This is a genomic window from Bilifractor sp. HCP3S3_D3, assembly GCF_052063915.1.
In the GTDB taxonomy this organism is placed as follows: domain Bacteria; phylum Bacillota; class Clostridia; order Lachnospirales; family Lachnospiraceae; genus Bilifractor.
On the sequence record NZ_JBQHWP010000001.1, the window covers coordinates 257,297 to 276,699 of the forward strand.

Below are 19,403 nucleotides of genomic sequence, written 5' to 3' on the forward strand. Positions count from 1 at the left end.
TACCTTCGAAATCGCATCCTGTCTCTCACGCACGCTTCGCGGCAGGCGGTCTGTCTGCGTTTTCGAAGAGCTTCTTCAGCAGCCCCATGCCCCGCAGGCGGGGCGTCACATGCTGTATAAGCTACGGAATTAGTCCGTGCTCCGCACTCTTGCAATCCTGCAGTACCATTACTGATAATTTCTGTGGATGGTCTCCACCTTAATCATATTTGTTCCGCCTTTTCCTCCGCCGACCGGTCCGCCGGTGAGAACGATGTTGTCTCCCATCTTGAGGTTGAGGATATTGACCGCCTGGCGAATTGCATGATAGAACAGAACATCAATCGACTCAAATTCCTCGCAGAGAATCGGCTCGACGCCCCAGCTCAAAGAGAGCTTGCGGTAAACCTTCTCCGACGTCGTCATACCGATGATTTGTACCGGACAGCGGAATCGGCTGACCATCCGCGCCGTCATTCCCGATTTTGAACTTACCACGATGCATTTCGCGTCTACATCGATTGCCATGGAGCATGTGGAGTGCGAAATCGCGTCCAGAATGTTCTTCTGCACAAATTCCGTGTTCTTGAAACGTTTCCGGTAGTTGATATGCTGCTCCGTAAACTCTGCAACCTGCGCCATTGTCTGAACCGCTTCCACCGGATATTTTCCTGCCGCGGATTCACCTGAGAGCATGATGGCGGACGCACCGTCATATACCGCATTCGCTACATCGGAAATTTCGGCACGGGTCGGGCGGATATTATTGATCATTGATTCCAGCATCTCCGTTGCGATGATGACGCGGCGCCCGAGAAGTCTGCATTCCTGCGCAATCTCCTTCTGAACAGCCGGCACCTCCATATACGGGATCTCCACTCCGAGATCTCCTCTCGCAACCATGATGCCGTCAACCACTTCCGAGATCTCACGGATATTATTCACCCCGGCCCGGTTCTCGATCTTTGCGATAATATCAATATCCTGGCCACCGTTCGCGTTCAGGAAATCCCTCATTTCCTGCGCATCTTCCCTTGTCGATACAAAGGAAGCGGCAATATAATCCACATCATTCTTGATCCCGAACAGAAGATCTTCCCTGTCCTGCTCACTGAGGAAATCATTCTTCATCAGCTTCCCGGGGAAGTTCATGCTCTTTCTGTCCGAGAGAACCCCTCCAGCTTCCACTTTTGTGAAGACCTTCGTTCCCTCTACTCTCTCGACAATGCATACAACGAGTCCATTATTTACAAGGATCTTATCTCCCGGTTTCAGCTCGTCTGCAAACCCCTTGTAGCTGACCGATACAATGGTTTCATCTCCGATCAGATCTTCCGTCGTAAAGATAAATTCCTGTCCCTCCTTGAGGGTGACTTTGTGATCCTTGAATACACCGATCCTGTATTCCGGTCCCTTCGTATCGAGCATAATTGCAATCGGCCGGTGCAGCTTATTGCGAACCTTCTTGATCAGCTTCATCTTCTCCAGGTGCTCTTCATGGGTTCCGTGAGAAAAGTTAAGCCGCGCGACATTCATACCCGCCTTCACCATGCGGCTAAGTATTTCCTCAGAAGCACTTGCAGGTCCGATTGTACAGATAATTTTTGTTTTTCGCATATTTATTCCTTTCACAGATAAGCAAATGACAGGTTTTTTGACCAGTCCACCTATTGTATCCCTGTCCTGAAATGTCAGACCGATGAACCGATGATGTTTGTTCATCCCCAAACACGCACACCCGGCTCAATCAGGCATTCCTATTTTAACATAAACAATCCATCGTTGCTTTATGCACAATATACAAAACTTCCCCCTCGTTCCCTTATGTTAGCGAAAAAAAGCACCCTTGAAAACATCGTTTCCAATGGCGCCCTCGTAATGCATCATCGACAGTTGTCTGAATAATATTACAATAAGTATAATCAGGTGCAATATAAGAAATTATTATATTGCAGTTCTGGGCAAATAATGGCCATCAGGATGGTGGGATGTAAGTGTGTGTATACACCTGTTCCATGACCCGGCGTTTATCCTCAAGGCTCGGATGCACATACATCAGCATGGTAATATTTACACTCGCATGTCCAAGTATCATGCTTACCGTTTTCGGATCGGCGCCGTCTCTGATACACGCAGTTGCAAAGGTGTGACGCAGCGTGTGAAAATTTCTGGCAGGAATGTCAAGCTTCTTCAGCAGATTTCGGAAACGCTTACTGCAGGAAGAGGGCTCCATACATTTTCTCCTGCCCGTTAACAGGTACACATCTGACGGCTGCTGCTGTTTCCTCAAAAGATCAAGGATTTCCGGCGGCAGTGGAATGGAACGGATGGAGTTTCTGGTCTTTGGCGGAGCGATCACGAGATGTGTTCTGTGTCCATCTGTATCCGCATTCGGATTTGGAAGTCTGCCGAGAGATTTTGTAATCTGCAGCACTCCCTCATCGAGATTCAGATCACCCCATGTCAGTGCGCAAAGTTCCCCGATACGGATTCCACTCACCAGAGCCAGAAGGACACCGCTGTTATATGGTGTCAGGTTCTGTGTGAGATATCGAACCATCCTGCCTGTCTCTTCCCGGTTGAATATACTGATTTCCGGCTGATGAAAAGAAATATGTACCAGATCATTCATGTCCTGCACACAATAATGATTGCACTTCGCATATTTGAAGGCGGAGTTCAGGATCGTTCTCAACTCCGAAACGGTTGTGGGAGAAAGGCCTCCGGAATTATCCAGCCTTCCGTCTGATAATTTTTGCTTCAGGTAGCTGTTCAGAATATCAGAATCCAGCTCCGACAGCTGGTATTCTCCAAGATCATGGATGAGATGTTTTTCAATGAGGTATGAATATGTTGCAGGTGTTTTGCCTGACAATGCAGGATCCTCATCCAGATAGCGACGATAACTCTCCAGGAATTCATGTACCGTGATGATTTGATTTCGGTTTTCTTCTTCCCTATTCATATTCTCCTTTCCAACGATCATGCCAGTCCAGTAGCAAATTATAGCTCACCTTCCGGGGTTCTTTCCTGTATAATTATCTGAAAAGCCATGGGAATTTTGTTGGCATTCAGTTAACAGAACAGAAAATTCAAAATGTGGCTGTCGAGCATTGCCGGATGGCGGAAACTTCATCTGCAAATTTCACTTTTCGGAGTACGGTACAAACAGTAACAATATCTTCTAGTAATTAAACATATTTTCTTGCAATAATATACAGGATAATGTATAATATGATCGAAACGGAGATATTGACCAGAATATTTATATAATATATACAATTACAAAACTGAGTCAGAACTGCAATATAATAATTTCTTATATTGCAGTCCGGGGGTGTTTTTATTTTCTATGGCTGTTTTGATATAATCAGTATACTTCAGGATATAGAAATATGCCACTGCTTTTTAGTTTTTCAAAACAATAATTCTGCTGATATTTTATCAACCTCTATGCCAGTCTTCACTCGGAACTCTTTACCGTTTCAATCCGCTTTTATTTCACTTCTTTGCTGCCGGCGATAATCCGGCATGCTCGGGTATTCTCATGATACTAACCCACAACGCGTCCGATTCCGGACGAGAATCGTTTCGCGAGTCACTTCCGGGGCTTCTTCGTGTCGTGAAATGCTCAAAAAGAGGTACGCGGGCTCCGTAGTTTTGTTCCGGAGTTCACTCTGCTCCGGTCAGCACATAATTTTCTGTGTACCTCTCATTTCCATGTTGTACGAATGTTCCGGTATGTCATTTATATGTTCCGACATTTTCTTCTGTATTGCCGCAAATTGCAGCTTTCGGTTTTCCGTCTCTCACTTCCTCCAGGAAGCCGCGTACTTATTCTTTATCGTACCATTCGCATATTTTCCCCATCCGATCGGGAATCGATCCACACAGATGAGATTCCATCCGTCGCTGATCTTCTCCCTCTCCGGATCTGCCTGAATTGTCTCTCCGTGAAGATAGCGGGCAATTCTTTCATCCCCCGGTCTCATAGAAAAAAACCTCCCGAATTTCTCCGGATTCAGCGCCATCGCGAGAGGCTGTGACGGCTCAAATCTTTTTTTCTTCCATTCCCCGAGATAAAGACCGTTTCTCAGAAAATTCAGCCTTCCCGCGCCATCGGGCAGCTCCTGTACATAATATCCTTTCCCCGCACGTCGCTCAATTTTCTCCGTATCCGCCTGTGGGAGAAACTCACTGAGAAGCTCCATCTGCTCCGGATCCGGACGGATGTCGGATGGCATATTTTCTCTTCCTCTGCCTTTTCCCGAGGCTCCGCCTCTGCGCGTCTTCTTCTTCCTTCTGCTAAGCAAATCGCTCTGCGTACGGTCGTCCGTCCGCGCACGGTCTCCTATTCCCAATACTGATAAACCGGCTTCCGTACAGCCTGCCCTTTCACCTGCAGGGAATCCCGTCACGGCATCGGCAAGTCCTCTTGATGCGGACAATGCGGAAGCTGCGATATTGCCTTGTCTCTGACCCGATTCCGCTTCAAGCTCCGGATCCACAGATAAATTTCTTCGCATCAATGCCAGAAAATGTCCCTCACCGTCCATTCTGTGCGGCCAGATTCTCACACATTTCCGGAGCTCCGGATTGCCGTCCGCCCAGTCAGGTCTTCCTTCCGAAAATCCCGCATAGCCCTCCATCTCCTGGAGAGAAAAATCTGGAAATGTACGGATAAACCAGCTGATCATCTGTTCATCCTCTTCCGGTGAAAACGTGCAGGTGGAATACATGAGGTATCCTCCCGGTTTCAGCATTTTTCTGGCATTTTCCAGAATATTCCGCTGCTGAGACGCAAAATACCTCACGCGCTCCGGACTCCAGGTTTCAGCGACATCTGGATCCTTCCGGAACATCCCTTCGCCGGAACAGGGTGCATCCACAAGAATCTTATCAAAATAGCCGGAAAAAACATCGGCAAGCCGGTCAGGCATTTCGTTCGTCACGAACATATTCTCTGTACCAAACAGCTCAAGATTGCGAAGAAGTGCCTTCGCCCTGGAATTGCTGGCATCATTTGCCACAAGAACCCCTGTTCCTCTGAGCCTTGCGGCCAGTTCCGTCGCCTTTCCTCCCGGTGCGGCGCAGAGATCCAGCACCCGGTCTCCGGGTTCTACCGGCAGACGGCTCGCCGGCGTCATTGCACTTGGCTCCTGAAGATAATAGACGCCTGCGGCATAATACGGATGCCGCGCAGGAAAGACATCATTCGGATAGATAAACCCGTCGGATACCCACGGAACTCTTCGTACCGGAAAGGGGGCGGCCTTTTCGAACTCTTCCGGCGTAATCTTCATGGTATTCACACGAAGGCCCCGAAGCCTAGGTCTGTCATAGCTGGCCATGAAATCGTCATATTCATCGCCAAGCATTTTCTTCATTCTCTCCTCAAACTCATATGGAAGCTTCATTTTTCCCTCTCTCTGCGCCCGTCCGCATTTCGACAGAAAGCACCTGACAGTCACTGCCAGGTGCTTTCTGATTTTCTCTGTTTTCTTGTCCGTGTTCTGAGCGATGAAGAATTCTGTTTCTTCCTATTATAATGCAAGCTGTGATTGGTATTACCAATCACTCTTCTTCATCCTGATCCAGAACTTCTCCATATTTCTCCAGAATGATCTTCTGGATCCTGTCCCGTGTCTCGGAATTGATTGGATGAGCGATGTCCCTGTATTCTCCGTCTGTTGTCTTCCTGCTCGGCATTGCGATAAACAATCCCTTTTCGCCTTCGATAATTTTAATATCGTGTACTGCGAATTCATCATCCAGGGTAATGGAAACAACCGCCTTCATCTTCCCTTCTTTTGTTACTTTACGTACTCTGACATCTGTGATCTGCATAAGGCTCCTTCTCCCGCGTTCAGCAGGCATTTCAGATCGCGTATCTCTCGTTCTTTTCGACCACGATCTTGATTCTGTCTTCGCCGCAGTAATAAGAGTTCGCCCTTATTGTATCGCGGCTTTCGACGATACAATTCTCAATGTGAGTATTATCCCCAAGGTACACATTGTTCAGGACGATGGAATTCTTGATCACACAATTGTTGCCTACATATACGTCTTTGAAAAGAATAGAATTTTCAACTTGTCCATTAATGATACAACCACTCGATATCAGACTGTTTTTCACTATGTTGCCAGGATTGTATTTTGCCGGCGGGAGGTCATCAATCTTTGAATAGATCTCGGGATATTCATTGAAGAAGAAATCCCTTACCTCCGGTTTAAGGAAATCCATATTAGTTCGATAATAGGATTCCACCGTCGCAATGTTACTCCAATAGGTATTTATTTTATATCCATAAATCCGCTTCAGGTTCTTGTAGCGGATAAAGATATCTTTAACCAGGTCATACCGCCCTTCTTGTGCACAACGCTCAAGGAGCTCTATTAACTGTCTCCTTCTTATAACATAGATTCCCGTTGAAATCAAGCTCGAATCTGAAACCATGGGTTTTTCTTCGAACTCCTCTATGCGGTAGTCCTCGTTCATCTTCAGTACGCCGAACCGGTTCGGGTCATCGTCATGACATTCTGTACAGACAATCGTGATATCCGCACGCTTCGCAATATGGTATTCCAGAACCTTATTAAAATCCAGCTTATAAATTCCATCGCCGGAGGCAATAATGACATAGGGTTCATGGCTTTCCTTCAGCCACTGTATGTTCTGGTAGATAGCATCTGCCGTGCCTCTGTACCACCAGTTGTTCGTCGATGTCACGGTAGGAGTGAAGACATACAGACCGCCCTGCTTTCTTCCAAAATCCCACCACTTCGACGACATCAGATGATTATTCAGGGATCTCGCATTGTACTGTGTGAGTACGGCGACCTTCTGGATATGCGAATTCGTCATGCTGCTCAATGCAAAATCAATGCTCCGGTAACTCCCGGCGACCGGCATAGCGGCGATGCATCTCTTCTCCGAGAGCTCCCGCATCCGGTTGCTGTTTCCTCCTGCAAGAATAATCCCTAATGCTCTCATAGGATATCACCGTCCTCCCTGATCAGCGCTCCTCCTCCGGGAAGAATGCCGTTTTCATAATCTTCGGGAACGGTCTTGCCCGATATCACCGTATTCTTCCCTACTGTGATACCGTCCGGGATCACTGTATCCTCACCGATTGTGGCAAGGCCAAAGGCGTAAATATTCGGTTTGAAGACATTTGGAGCCTCCTCTCCGACACCGATGCTGCAGTTCTCACCGATGCGGACCTGCTCGGCGATAATCGCCTTCTCAATCTTCGTGCCCGCACCGACCGTGGATCGCCTCATGATAATAGAATCCCTGACAACGGCTCCCTTCTGTATGGTGACACCGGGACCGATCACGGAATTGTGAACTTCCCCGTAGATCTCCGAGCCTTCGCCGATGATACAGCGGTCTGCAGCACCGCTTTCGGAGATGTACTCCGGCCGGATGATGTCGCCCTTTGTGTAGATCCGCCAGTATTCCTCATACAGATTGAATTCCGGTATGATGTCGATCAGCTCCATGTTCGCCTGCCAGTAGGATCCCAGCGTTCCGACATCCTTCCAGTAACCGTTGAATTCGTAAGCGAACAGCCGGTTCCCTCTGTCCCTGCAGTAAGGCAGGATATGCTTTCCGAAATCGCACCCGGGCTGATCTCTGAGCGCAAGCAGAGATTCCTTCAAGGTTTTCCAGGAAAAAATGTAGATTCCCATGGAAGCAAGGTTGCTCCTCGGATGCTCCGGTTTTTCCTCAAACTCGGTTATCCGCCCTTTTCCGTCCGTTATCATGATACCGAAACGGCTCGCCTCCTCCATCGGAACAGGCATACATGCAATCGTAACATCCGCCTTGTTCGCGCGATGGAAATCCAGCATGACCTCATAATCCATCTTGTAGATGTGATCACCGCCGAGAATCAGAACATATTCCGGATTATAAGACTCCATATATGCCAGATTCTGAAAAATTGCATTTGCGGTTCCTGTGTACCACTCCGTATCTGTATTCTTCTCATATGGCGGAAGAACAGTGACACCCCCGACATTCCGGTCCAGGTCCCAGGGGATTCCTATTCCGATATGACTGTTCAGCCGAAGCGGCTGATACTGTGTCAGTACACCCACCGTATCGATTCCGGAATTAATACAGTTACTGAGAGGGAAATCAATGATTCTGTATTTACCGCCGAATTCCACCGCAGGCTTTGCAACCTTCGAAGTAAGCACACCGAGTCTGCTTCCCTGTCCGCCCGCGAGGATCATGGCGATCATTTCTTTTTTGACCATGGAATCACCTCTTGTCTTGAAAAGATTATATCGATAAAAAGATTATATCATAGTCATTTTCAAAAGTGAACATTTTAAATAATTTTCCAATTCTATTTGTCGGTTTTTTATAACTTTTGCCGAAAACAGTGCATATCAGTATTGTATGTGCTGTGCGAAATTCGTCATTATCACCTCAGGCGTCTGCTTGAAATATTAAGGGCGCAAGGGTATAATTGATACGCTGTATCGGCAGAAATAATCTGAGAGATTCTGCGGTCGGGTGCTTCTCATTTTTCGCACATATACAGAAATCATCTGTGAGATGTTCTGCGGCCGGATGCGTCTTACTTTTCGCATATAAGCAGAACCGATCTGAGGTGTATTCTGCCCCGGATGCGTCTCTCGCATATAAAAGGAGTTTTCCATACTATGTATAAAATAAATTTTGATAAACCGTCACATGTCCACTTCATCGGCATCGGCGGAATCAGCATGAGCGGACTTGCCGCAATTCTCCTGAAGGAGGGCTTCGTCGTTTCCGGTTCTGATTCCCACGAATCAGAGCTGACCGATCGTCTGCAGGCGGCTGGTGCCAGAATTGCTTATCAGCAGGCAGCCGAAAACATTACCGATGGCATTGATGTCGTTGTATACACAGCAGCAATCCATCCGAGCAATCCGGAGTATGCCGCTGCGGTCGCGAAGAAAATCCCGCTCCTCACCAGGGCGCAGCTCCTAGGACAGATGATGAAGAACTATAAGATTCCGATCTGCGTCTCCGGAACCCATGGTAAGACCACGACAACTTCCATGGCTGCACACATTCTCATGGCGGCCGATATGGATCCGACGATCTCCGTCGGCGGTATACTGCCTCTGATCAAAGGCAATTACAGAATCGGAAGCAACAATACATTTCTGATGGAGGCATGCGAATATACCAACAGCTTCCTCAGTTTCTTCCCGAAGATCAGCATCATTCTCGACATTGATGCGGATCATCTGGATTTTTTCAAGGATCTGGACGATATCCGTCATTCCTTCCGGAAGTTTGCGGAGCTTCTCCCGGACGACGGAGTGCTGATCATCAATGCCGATGATCCGGCATGCAAGATGATCACCAAGGGGCTTACCTGCAAGATCATCACCTACTCCATGAGCAACAAAGGAGAGTATACCGCAGATCTCGTGACCTATGACAAGCGGGGGAATGCCTCTTTCCGTGCTCTGTACAAGGGCAACCCCATCGGCAATTTCTCGCTTCAGGTGCCCGGACAGCACAATGTCAGCAACGCACTTGCCGCCATTGCCCTCGCCAGAGAGCTCGGTATCGATGCCGCTACCATCGAGAATGGCTTCGAGAGCTTTCACGGCACGAACCGTCGTTTTGAGTACAAGGGCAAAATGAAGTGCGGAGCCACCGTCATCGACGATTACGCACATCATCCGACCGAGATCAAAGCGACCCTGCACACCGCGGAGCGTGTTCCCCACGAAACGATCTGGTGTGTATTCCAGCCCCACACCTACACAAGGACAAAGGCACTTCTTCCGCAGTTTGCAGAGGCACTCTCCATTGCGGATCATGTGGTGCTCGCGGATATCTACGCAGCGCGCGAGCTTGACATCTACGGTGTTTCCTCCAGGGATCTTCAGGCGGAGATCCAGAAGTTGGGAACTGACTGTGACTATTTTCCGTCCTTCGAGGAGATCGAAGACTTCCTGCGCGCGAATGTCAAGGACGGCGATCTTGTGATCACCATGGGAGCGGGAAATATTGTTCAGGTCGGAGAGGATCTGATCGACTGACGCAGGTGAAATACTATGGGTTTGTTAACCATTAAGGACAGTCGTCTTGCCGGAATGACACTTCTGGCAGACGACTTTATCGATTATTATATGCCCCGTGCCAATGGGGACTTTGTGAAAATCTATCTGTATCTGCTCCGGAGTGTCCACCGGCAGGATTTCAATCCTACGCTCTCCTCCCTTGCAGATGTTTTTTCGTGCACGGAAAAGGATGTTCTCCGCGCGCTCCGCTACTGGCAGCAGGCCGGGCTTCTAAATCTCTCTTACCGGGGGAAAGAACGGGAGCTTGAGAAGATCGAACTTCTCCCCCTTCAGCCTTCACTGCAGAAGACTCAGTATGTACCGGAGGAGCCCTCAGAGAGAAAAGCACCCGAACCCCCTGAGAAAAAAACGGCTCCCGCACAGATTTCCTCTGCCCGGGCAAAGGAAATCAAAGACAATGAGGATGTACAGCAGATTCTTTTCTTCACTGAACAGTATATCGGTCATCCCCTGAGTGCAACAGATATGCGCCGGATCTTGTATTTCTACGATGTTCTTCATTTTCCGGTTGATCTGATCGACTACCTGGTGGAATACTGCGTATCGCGGGGCGGCCGGAACATGAATTACATTGAAAAGGTCGGGCTCGCATGGAACGATGAGAAGCTCACGACCGTACAGGCCGCGAAGGAATATTCCAGTTCCTGGAAGGACAGGTACTTCGCGATTTTTCGTGCCTTCGGCATCCGGAACCGCAATCCGATTCCCGATGAGATAAAGATGATGGACAAATGGCTGAAGGAATACGCAATGCCGATGGATCTGATCCGCGAAGCAGCCAGCCGGACCATCCGGCAGACCGGACAGCCTTCTTTTTCCTACGCAGACCGCATTCTCTCCGACTGGAACAAGGCAGGCGTCCACACGCCGGACGATATTCAGAAGCTCGATTCCGCCTATCGCCAGTCCCATGCATCTTCCGAATCCGGGAACGCGGCTCCATCGCAAACCCGTCAGGGAAGAGAGCCCGCAAAATCTTCGACACGCTTCAACGAGAACTTCCACCAGCGCGATTACGACTTCGACCGTCTTGAGCAGGAGCTTCTTTTGAACCAGCAGTCGGAAACACCGGAGTAATCTCCGGGCTTCCTCTGCATCCGCGCCTGAAGCCAGGCACAGAGAGGAGGGAATATGCCTCTGTCCAATTCACAATATGATGCTATTATGCGTATCTACAGCCAGAAGCAGCTGAAAAGCCGGCGCGACCTTGACCGTCGGAAAGAGGAGGTTTATGCAAAGATCCCTCGTCTCCCCGAGATCGATGCCGAAGTTGCCTCCGTATCGGTCCGTAAGGCCCTCTTTCTCCTGGGGGATCCGAAGGGCAGTGATCTCGATACCGACCGGGCTATTCAGGATCTTGCCGAGGAGCGTCGTGCGCTCCTCCTCTCGAACGGCTATCCCGAGGACTACCTGGAGCCACGGTACGACTGTCCTCTCTGCCACGACACCGGATATGTCGGGGACCGCAAATGCAGCTGTTTCCGCCAGCTTGAGATTGATCTGCTCTATTCTGCCTCAAATCTCAAGGATGTTCTGGAATCCGACACCTTTGATAATTTTTCACTGAAATACTACCCGACAGATTCCTTTAATAAGGTAAATCAGAAATCCTTCTACTGGGAAGCAGAGAATGCTCTCGCGGTTTCCCGAAATTTTGTGAGGGACTTCCGGCAGAACCACAGAAGGGGCACGCCGGAAAATCTTTTCTTCTACGGCGATGTGGGGGTCGGAAAAACACATCTCTCCCACGCCATTGCGAAGGGGGTTCTGGATCTCGGGTGCAGCGTCCTGTATCTGACGGCATATGATCTCTTTGATCTCATGAGCAGATACAAATTTCATTCTGAAGAAGATCTGAAGGAGACGTATGAGACTGTGTACGCCTGTGATCTTCTGATCATAGACGACCTCGGCACGGAAATGCTGAATAATTTTGTGACATCCGAGCTTTTCCTCATCGTCAACGAGCGGATTCTTCAGAAAAAATCAACGATCATCTCCACAAACCTTTCCATTATGAAGGTCCGGGAAGCCTTCTCAGAACGTACTTTTTCACGTATAATGGGTTCGTACCGTCTGATTCATATTTCCGGAGAGGACATCCGGATCCGCAAAAGGCTTTCCACCGAAGGTCCGGACCGGCGTCAGAATCAGACTTCAGAATAATGTGAATTGAAACCTGCAGTGTTAAGGAGGAATTTCAGATATGGCAAACAGAAACGACAATTACTATGACTCCCTTCCGGTCGGACGCCTCGGGATCATTCCGTTAAAAAGCTGTACAACGATCGGCAGCAAGGTGAATGATTATCTCGTGCAGTGGAGAAGAGACCGGGAATCGGATCACAAGACCTCATCAGCTGTCGAGGGATACGAGAGAAGTTCATATATTATTCCCTGCGACATTCCCAGATTTGGTTCAGGAGAAGCAAAGGGAGTCATCGGCGAGTCCGTCCGCGGAGACGATATCTACCTTCTCGTTGATGTCTGCAACTACTCTCTGACCTATAAGCTCGGCAGCTATGTCAATCACATGTCTCCGGACGACCACTTTCAGGATCTTAAGCGGGCGATCGCTGCAATCGGCGGAAAGGCAAGAAGAATCAACGTGATCATGCCTTTCCTCTATGAGAGCCGTCAGCACAAGCGTTCCGGCCGTGAGTCCCTGGATTGTGCCCTTGGTCTCAAGGAACTGGTCGGAATGGGCGTTGAAAATATCATCACCTTCGATGCTCACGACCCTCGTGTACAGAACGCGATCCCGCTTCACGGATTTGAGACCATCTCCGCATCCTACCAGTTCATCAAGAACATCCTCCGGCACGCGGAACCTGACATGAAAATCGATTCCGATCACCTGATGTGCATCAGCCCGGATGAGGGCGGCATGGCGAGAGCAATCTACATCGCCAATAACCTCGGTGTCGATATGGGTATGTTCTATAAGCGCCGTGATTATTCCACCATTATCGATGGCAGGAACCCGATCGTCGCCCATGAATTTCTCGGGGCTGACGTAAAGGGCAAGGACATGATCATCATCGACGACATGATCTCCTCCGGAGACAGCATGATTGAAGTTGCCTCTCTGCTCAAGGAACGCGGGGCGAAGAACATCTACATGTGTGCCACCTTCGGTCTGTTCACGAACGGACTCGACAGCTTTGATGAGGCCTACCGCAAGGGAGTGTTCACAAAGCTTGTCACAACAAACCTCGTATACCAGAGACCGGAGCTTCTGCAGCGGCCATATTATATCAGCTGTGATATGAGCAAATACATAGCACTTCTGATCGATACACTGAATCACGACGCTTCCATCAGCAGTCTTCTGGACCCGGTAGACCGTATCCAGAAGGTTCTGAAAAAATTCGAGAATCACGAGAAAATCTGATCCGTGGCCAGATGCATCTCATTCCTATAGTCATAAGCGAGCTCACAGCATCGGGGGTGCTTGCGAATGCGGCGCCCTGTCAGCGCCTGAGCTGCTTGCCTGCACCGCGCCCTGTCAGCTGCGCGAAAACAGCAACAAATCGATGCTCCTGGATTCGTCAAATGGTACAATGCGCAAAGCAGTCTTCTGTCCAAAACGCAGAAACAGAACGAGACGGCCGGAACATTTCCTGCTCGGGAAAATGTTCCGGCCGTCTCGTTTTTCTTTGCTGCTGCCTGCCTGTATCTGTGGCCGGCTCTTATTATCCGTTCTTTCTGATTCCCTCGCGCTTTCTGAGTCTGGAATCAAGCTGACGCTTACGAATACGAAGACTCTTCGGAGTTACCTCCAAAAGCTCGTCACTGTCTATGAATTCCAGTGCCTGCTCGAGAGAGAGAATCATCGGAGGCGTCAGCACGAGCGCCTCGTCTGATGAAGAGGTACGGGTGTTGGTCAGGTGCTTGGTCTTGCAGACGTTCAGCTCAATATCCTCCGGCTTGGAAGACATACCGACAACCATTCCCGCGTAAACCTTTTCACCCGGTCCGATGAACAGCGTTCCTCTCTGCTGTGCCGCAAACAGACCGTACGCAACGGATACTCCTGGCTCAAAGGCGATCAGAGATCCCTGTTTACGGAACACAATATCACCCTTGTACGGTGCATAATCATCAAAAATCGTGTTCAGGATTCCCGTTCCTTTTGTCATCGTCATGAAGTTTCCGCGGAAACCGATCAGGCCTCTCGAAGGAATGCTGAACTCCAGACGGGTAATACCGTTCTCGCCGACGCTCATTCCCTGAAGCTCGCCCTTCCGCTCGCTCAGCGACTGAATCACAGCCCCTGAATACTCATCCGGCACATCGATGTATGCCAGCTCCACCGGCTCCAGCTTCCTGCCGCGTTCATCGTACCTGTAAATAACCTCTGCCTTGCTGACCGCGAATTCGTAGCCCTCACGTCTCATCTCCTCGATCAGAACCGACAGGTGAAGCTCGCCTCGTCCGGATACCTTAAAGCAGTCCGCAGAATCTGTCTCCTCAACCCGGAGCGACACATCGGTGTTCAGCTCACGGAACAGACGGTCGCGAAGGTGCCGGGAAGTAACATAGGTTCCCTCGGTTCCTGCAAGAGGTGAATCGTTGACCACGAAATTCATGGAAATCGTGGGCTCCTCAATCTTCTGGAATGGAATCGGCTGCGGGTTCTCCAGATCGCAGAGCGTATCTCCGATATGCAGATCCGCGATACCGGATACCGCTACGATCTCTCCTACCGTTGCCTTTTCAACCTCAACTCTCTTCAGTCCGTCGAAGACATACATCTTGCTGATCTTTACCCGTGCCTTCTTGTCCGGATCATGATGATTCATCAGAAGGACTTCCTGATTCAGAGACAATGTTCCATTGTCGATTTTACCGATTCCGATCCGGCCGACATACTCATTGTAATCGATGGTAGATACCAGCATCTGAATACCGGCATCCGGGTCACCTGTCGGAGCAGGAATATATTTCAGGATTGCCTCGAACAGTGGTGTCATGTCCTTTCTCTCGTCATCGAGCTCGTTGGTGCACCATCCGTCTCTCGCGGAAGCATAGAGGAAGGGAGCGTCGAGCTGCTCATCGGAAGCTCCGAGATCCATCAGAAGCTCGAGGACCTCGTCCACCACCTCAGTCGGGCGCGCGTTCGGACGGTCTACCTTATTGATGCAGACCACAACCTTCAGATTCAGTGCCAGAGCCTTCTCAAGGACAAAACGTGTCTGCGGCATCGGCCCTTCAAACGCATCTACCAGAAGGATAACGCCATTTACCATCTTCAGTACACGCTCTACCTCACCGCCGAAATCAGCATGTCCGGGTGTGTCGATGATATTGATCTTGGTGTCCTTATATTGAACCGCAGTATTCTTGGACAGAATGGTGATTCCCCGCTCCTTTTCGATTGCGCCGGAGTCCATGACTCTTTCCTGTACCTGCTGATTATCCCGGAATACTCCGCTCTGTCTCAGCAATTTATCTACCAGCGTTGTCTTGCCGTGATCGACATGGGCAATAATGGCAACGTTACGGATATCGTTTCTGGTAATTTTCATAATCTTTAACCTCACATCTAATGCCGGCAGCATCAACGTTCGTCTGCTCTCCCGGACATTGTCCCTTGGAAAACCCGTTCCCGGTCTCGCGGACATTGTTCCTGGGAAAACCTGCCTCCGGATTCAAATATTCAAGCTTTTCTTCTGCCGAACCCGGGCAGATCTCACTGCCTGACCCCTGAAACGGGGCAACTCTGTATATTTTTTCACTATCTGCAACCACGAAATTATATCACAACATTTTCCCTTTGTGTAGTCTGCAAAGGTCTGATTTTATGCGGTTTCCACGAACTTTTTTGAACAGATTGAACGATAATCGTCTTTTCGTTATCTTGACAAGCATTTATGCAGACGATATAATCGCTTTATATGTGATAGAGGTTGCGTATCTCAAGAGTATCCGGTTCGATGCAGCAGAGTGCAGGGGAAGACGCGGAGAAAGGGACATACGCCGAAAGGAAGGGATCTCTGCTTTCTTTTTCTTGGGCATGAATCGAACAGGTTTATGACTGTCATCGTCAGATGGAGCGCTATCCGCAGATACATATACGATGAATCATGATCGCCGGCTGCATTCCGGTAACGGTTTTTACGCCCCGGGCGGATCTGCTTCATCAGAATGTCAGGCGGCGCCATTCCGGCGGCGCATATTTTTTGTCTCAAGGCATTGTTCACATACACTGATGCATCTATCCCACAGATATGAATGCACGGATATCAATGCACTGACATAGATGCACAGATATTGATGCACAGCTAGCAATGCACTGACATAGATGCACAGATATCAACACACTGACATGGATGCACAGATATCGATGCACTGACATAGATGCATAGATATGGATGCACAGACATCGATGTACAGACACGACTGTGCGAAACTGTGTACGCAGTTACAAGTACACAGACTGGCAACGTGAAGAATCAATTTCTAACCCAAATCAAGGAGGATCTGTCATGGCAATTTTTAAAGGAGCCGGTGTCGCTCTCGTCACCCCTATGAATGACGACGAAACTGTTAATTATGATAAACTCGATGAACTGATCGAGTGGCATATCGCGGAGGGAACCGACTGCATCGTCATCTGCGGCACCTCCGGCGAGTCTGCTACACTCTCTGAGGAGGAACATATCGCCACTATCCGCCACTGTGTGGAGACCGTCAATCACAGAATTCCGGTTGTTGCCGGAACCGGATCCAACAGCACCAAAACCGCGATTTACCTTTCTACAGAAGCTGAAAAAGCCGGAGTCGACGGGCTTCTCGTCGTCACCCCATATTACAACAAGGCGACGCAGGCAGGCCTGATCCGCCATTACACTGAGGTTTCGGAATCGGTACACACACCGATCATCATGTACAACGTTCCTTCCAGAACCGGCTGCAATATTCTCCCGGAGACAGCAGCCTACCTTGGAAAGAATGTAAAGAACATCGTGGCAATCAAGGCTGCAAGCGGCAATCTTTCCCAGATTGCGAAGACAAAATCTCTTGCCGGTGATGCTCTGGATATTTACTCCGGAAATGACGATCAGGTTGTTCCGATTATGTCTCTCGGCGGCCTCGGCGTAATCTCCGTTCTCTCAAATGTCGCGCCCGGATATACCCATGAGATGTGCTGGAAATACCTGAACGGCGATACCAAGGGTTCCTGTGCGATGCAGCTGAATGCCATCGACCTGATCGACTCTCTCTTCTGTGAGGTGAACCCGATCCCGGTTAAGGTTGCCTTGAACATGATGGGCAAAGAGGTTGGTCCTCTCCGCGGACCGCTCTACGGTATGGGATCCGAGGCGGACACTGAGCGGCTCAGAAAATCATTGATTGACTTCGGAATCAAGGTAAAATAAATCTCTTTGGATCTGAAAACGGAAAAGTTCTGAAAGAATAAGCTGTGAAAAAGGAGAAAGAAATGGTAAAGGTGATTCTGAGCGGATGCAACGGACATATGGGACAGGTTCTGACTGACATCCTGAACGCAGATTCCGAGACTGTTATAGCAGCAGGTATTGATATCGCTCCGGCAAATAATGTCCGTGAGTATCCGATTTTTTCCAGTCCTGCTGACTGCAGCGTTGAAGCAGATGCTGTCATTGATTTTTCAAATTTCCGGGCAACAGACGCCCTTCTGGATTTCTGTGTAGACCGCAGACTTCCCCTGGTTCTCTGCACCACCGCTCTCACGGAGGAGACCCTCGCGAAGGTGGCCGAATGCAGCAAAATCATCCCGATCCTCCGCTCCGCGAATATGTCTGTCGGCATCAATCTGCTGATGAAGCTTGTAAAGGAGGCTGCTGCTCTTCTGGCTCCCGCGGGTTACGATATGGAAATCGTGGAAGCACACCACAACCGAAAGATCGATGCTCCGAGCGGAACAGCTTTGGCGCTCGGCGAAAGCATGAACGAGGCTCTAGACAATGAATATCACTTCGTATTCAGCCGTCATGACCGCCACGAAAAGAGAGACCCGAAGGAAATCGGTATTTCTTCGGTTCGAGGCGGCTCCATCGTCGGCGATCACACCGTCATGTTTGCAGGGCAGGATGAGGTGATTGAATTCCGGCATACCGCCTACTCCCGTGCCATCTTCGGGAAAGGCGCGGTTGAGGCAGCCAAATTCCTTGCCGGAAAGCCCGCCGGCATGTATGACATGTCCGACGTAATCGGGTAAGTCTGTACTTCAGACGGAATCGGCAGATCCACACGTTAGACGAAATCGCATAACTCTGTACTTCAGATGAAATCAATAAATCTGTACTCTGGACGCGACTGACAAATCTGCGCGTCACATGTAATCATATAACTCTTTACGTCATAAAAGCTGCGGAGCAATCCGCAGCTTTTCACGCCTCCTGATTTGCCTGTTTCACCAGGGCGATCTCTTTCCGGTAACCTTCGTCATCATTCGGCGTCTCCAGAATGAATGGTCTGTTCTGCAAAAGCGGGTGATTCACCACCCGCATCAGAGCTTCCTCTCCGATCTTCCCGAGGCCGATCTTCTCGTGACGGTCCTTATGAGAGCCGCATTCATTCTTGCTGTCATTCAGGTGAACCGCAAATAGCCGGTTCAGACCTATCACGTCATCAAAATGCCGGAGAACCCCGTCCAGATCATTCACGATATCGTATCCGGCATCCCAGACATGGCAGGTATCAAAGCATACACCGATCTTCTCCTTCCGCTCTGTCCTGTCAAAGATTCCCTTTAATTCCTCAAAGCTGCGTCCGACTTCTGTGCCTTTCCCGGCCATTGTTTCCAGAAGAACCGTAGTCGTCTGATCGGCTGAAATCGTCCGGTTCAGAACATCAGCAATTTCATCCGCAGCCCTTTCGTACCCCTGCTTCAGATGGGATCCCGGATGAAAATTAAAGAACTGTCCGGGCAGAAGTTCCATTTTCTGTAAATCTTCCCGAAATATGTTCTCGGAGTACTCGCGGATATCCTCTTTTGCGGAACACAGATTCATTGTATAGGGCGCGTGCGCCACCAGCCTGCCGAAGGAATGCGCCGAAAGAAAATCTCTAAGCGCTGCTATGTCCTCCGGGTCCGCTTCACTGCTCCTGCCCCCTCGCGGGTTTCTGGTAAAGAAGGCGAATGTATTCCCGCCGAGCCTTTCTTCCATTTTTCCCATCGAGAGGTACCCCTTTGAGATCGATACATGGTTTCCGATGTAAATCATTATCCCTCTTTTTTCCTGAATACTTTTATTTTTTTGTAAATCTTCATCCTGAGGAAGATAAACGCCGAGCCCGCCGCGACCAGCGCCGCCAGAATGTATCCTGCGATT

At 49.4% G+C, this 19,403-nt stretch carries 14 protein-coding genes and 1 riboswitch; of the genes, 6 read left to right on the forward strand and 8 right to left on the reverse strand.

Translation table 11 applies throughout. The annotated features are described in order from the left end of the window. Positions 1 to 168: 168 nt before the first annotated feature. The 6 genes from pyk to ACTNDI_RS01105 all read right to left on the reverse strand — a co-directional run bounded on the left by pyk (position 169) and on the right by ACTNDI_RS01105 (position 8,247). Positions 169 to 1,596: a pyruvate kinase gene (gene pyk, locus ACTNDI_RS01080; protein WP_441098903.1), complete on the reverse strand. Its 1,428-nt coding sequence runs from the start codon at positions 1,594 to 1,596 to the stop codon at positions 169 to 171. A 358-nt stretch (positions 1,597 to 1,954) separates the two neighbouring features. Continuing rightward, complete coding sequence (locus tag ACTNDI_RS01085; protein ID WP_441098904.1) at positions 1,955 to 2,944, reverse strand: tyrosine-type recombinase/integrase; 990 nt, start codon at positions 2,942 to 2,944, stop codon at positions 1,955 to 1,957. An 844-nt stretch (positions 2,945 to 3,788) separates the two neighbouring features. Continuing rightward, positions 3,789 to 5,396, reverse strand: a complete 1,608-nt coding sequence (locus ACTNDI_RS01090) for an RsmF rRNA methyltransferase first C-terminal domain-containing protein (RefSeq protein ID WP_441098905.1) — start codon at positions 5,394 to 5,396, stop codon at positions 3,789 to 3,791. A gap of 157 nt (positions 5,397 to 5,553) precedes the next feature. Beyond that, positions 5,554 to 5,826, reverse strand: coding sequence for a septation regulator SpoVG (gene spoVG, locus ACTNDI_RS01095; protein ID WP_441098906.1), 273 nt, complete (start codon positions 5,824 to 5,826; stop codon positions 5,554 to 5,556). A 31-nt stretch (positions 5,827 to 5,857) separates the two neighbouring features. Next, the gene (glgD, locus tag ACTNDI_RS01100; RefSeq protein WP_441098907.1) at positions 5,858 to 6,973 is read right to left on the reverse strand and encodes a glucose-1-phosphate adenylyltransferase subunit GlgD; all 1,116 of its coding nucleotides are present in this window, start codon (positions 6,971 to 6,973) and stop codon (positions 5,858 to 5,860) included. Continuing rightward, positions 6,970 to 8,247 carry a glucose-1-phosphate adenylyltransferase gene (locus ACTNDI_RS01105; RefSeq protein WP_441098908.1) on the reverse strand — a complete coding sequence of 426 codons (1,278 nt, stop codon included), beginning with the start codon at positions 8,245 to 8,247 and terminating at the stop codon, positions 6,970 to 6,972. Before ACTNDI_RS01105 ends, glgD begins: the two co-directional genes overlap by 4 nt. A gap of 411 nt (positions 8,248 to 8,658) precedes the next feature. Here ACTNDI_RS01105 and murC point away from each other — a divergent pair, with 411 nt between their 5' ends. The 4 genes from murC to ACTNDI_RS01125 are packed head-to-tail and all read left to right on the forward strand — an operon-like array spanning position 8,659 to position 13,474. Beyond that, positions 8,659 to 10,038, forward strand: coding sequence for a UDP-N-acetylmuramate--L-alanine ligase (murC, locus tag ACTNDI_RS01110; RefSeq protein WP_441098909.1), 1,380 nt, complete (start codon positions 8,659 to 8,661; stop codon positions 10,036 to 10,038). A 15-nt stretch (positions 10,039 to 10,053) separates the two neighbouring features. Further along, positions 10,054 to 11,157: a DnaD domain protein gene (locus ACTNDI_RS01115; RefSeq protein ID WP_441098910.1), complete on the forward strand. Its 1,104-nt coding sequence runs from the start codon at positions 10,054 to 10,056 to the stop codon at positions 11,155 to 11,157. 54 nt (positions 11,158 to 11,211) lie between these two features. Next, complete coding sequence (locus tag ACTNDI_RS01120) at positions 11,212 to 12,246, forward strand: ATP-binding protein (RefSeq protein WP_441098911.1); 1,035 nt, start codon at positions 11,212 to 11,214, stop codon at positions 12,244 to 12,246. A gap of 40 nt (positions 12,247 to 12,286) precedes the next feature. Then, on the forward strand, positions 12,287 to 13,474 hold the full coding sequence (locus tag ACTNDI_RS01125) for a ribose-phosphate pyrophosphokinase (RefSeq protein WP_441098912.1): 1,188 nt from the start codon (positions 12,287 to 12,289) through the stop codon (positions 13,472 to 13,474). A gap of 301 nt (positions 13,475 to 13,775) precedes the next feature. Here the strand turns inward: ACTNDI_RS01125 and typA are convergent, their stop codons facing one another. After that, positions 13,776 to 15,611, reverse strand: a complete 1,836-nt coding sequence (gene typA, locus ACTNDI_RS01130; RefSeq protein WP_441098913.1) for a translational GTPase TypA — start codon at positions 15,609 to 15,611, stop codon at positions 13,776 to 13,778. A 367-nt stretch (positions 15,612 to 15,978) separates the two neighbouring features. Further along, positions 15,979 to 16,152, forward strand: a riboswitch (Lysine riboswitch). 419 nt (positions 16,153 to 16,571) lie between these two features. On the opposite strand from typA, the gene dapA reads away from it, so the two are divergent. Next, positions 16,572 to 17,465 (forward strand): 4-hydroxy-tetrahydrodipicolinate synthase, encoded by an 894-nt coding sequence (gene dapA / locus ACTNDI_RS01135; protein ID WP_441098914.1) that lies wholly within the window; start codon positions 16,572 to 16,574, stop codon positions 17,463 to 17,465. A gap of 62 nt (positions 17,466 to 17,527) precedes the next feature. Continuing rightward, a complete protein-coding gene (dapB, locus tag ACTNDI_RS01140) occupies positions 17,528 to 18,286 on the forward strand; it encodes a 4-hydroxy-tetrahydrodipicolinate reductase (RefSeq protein ID WP_441098934.1) in 759 nt (252 codons plus the stop codon). A 172-nt stretch (positions 18,287 to 18,458) separates the two neighbouring features. Here the strand turns inward: dapB and ACTNDI_RS01145 are convergent, their stop codons facing one another. Further along, positions 18,459 to 19,295 carry a deoxyribonuclease IV gene (locus tag ACTNDI_RS01145; protein WP_441098915.1) on the reverse strand — a complete coding sequence of 279 codons (837 nt, stop codon included), beginning with the start codon at positions 19,293 to 19,295 and terminating at the stop codon, positions 18,459 to 18,461. Positions 19,296 to 19,403: the final 108 nt, after the last annotated feature.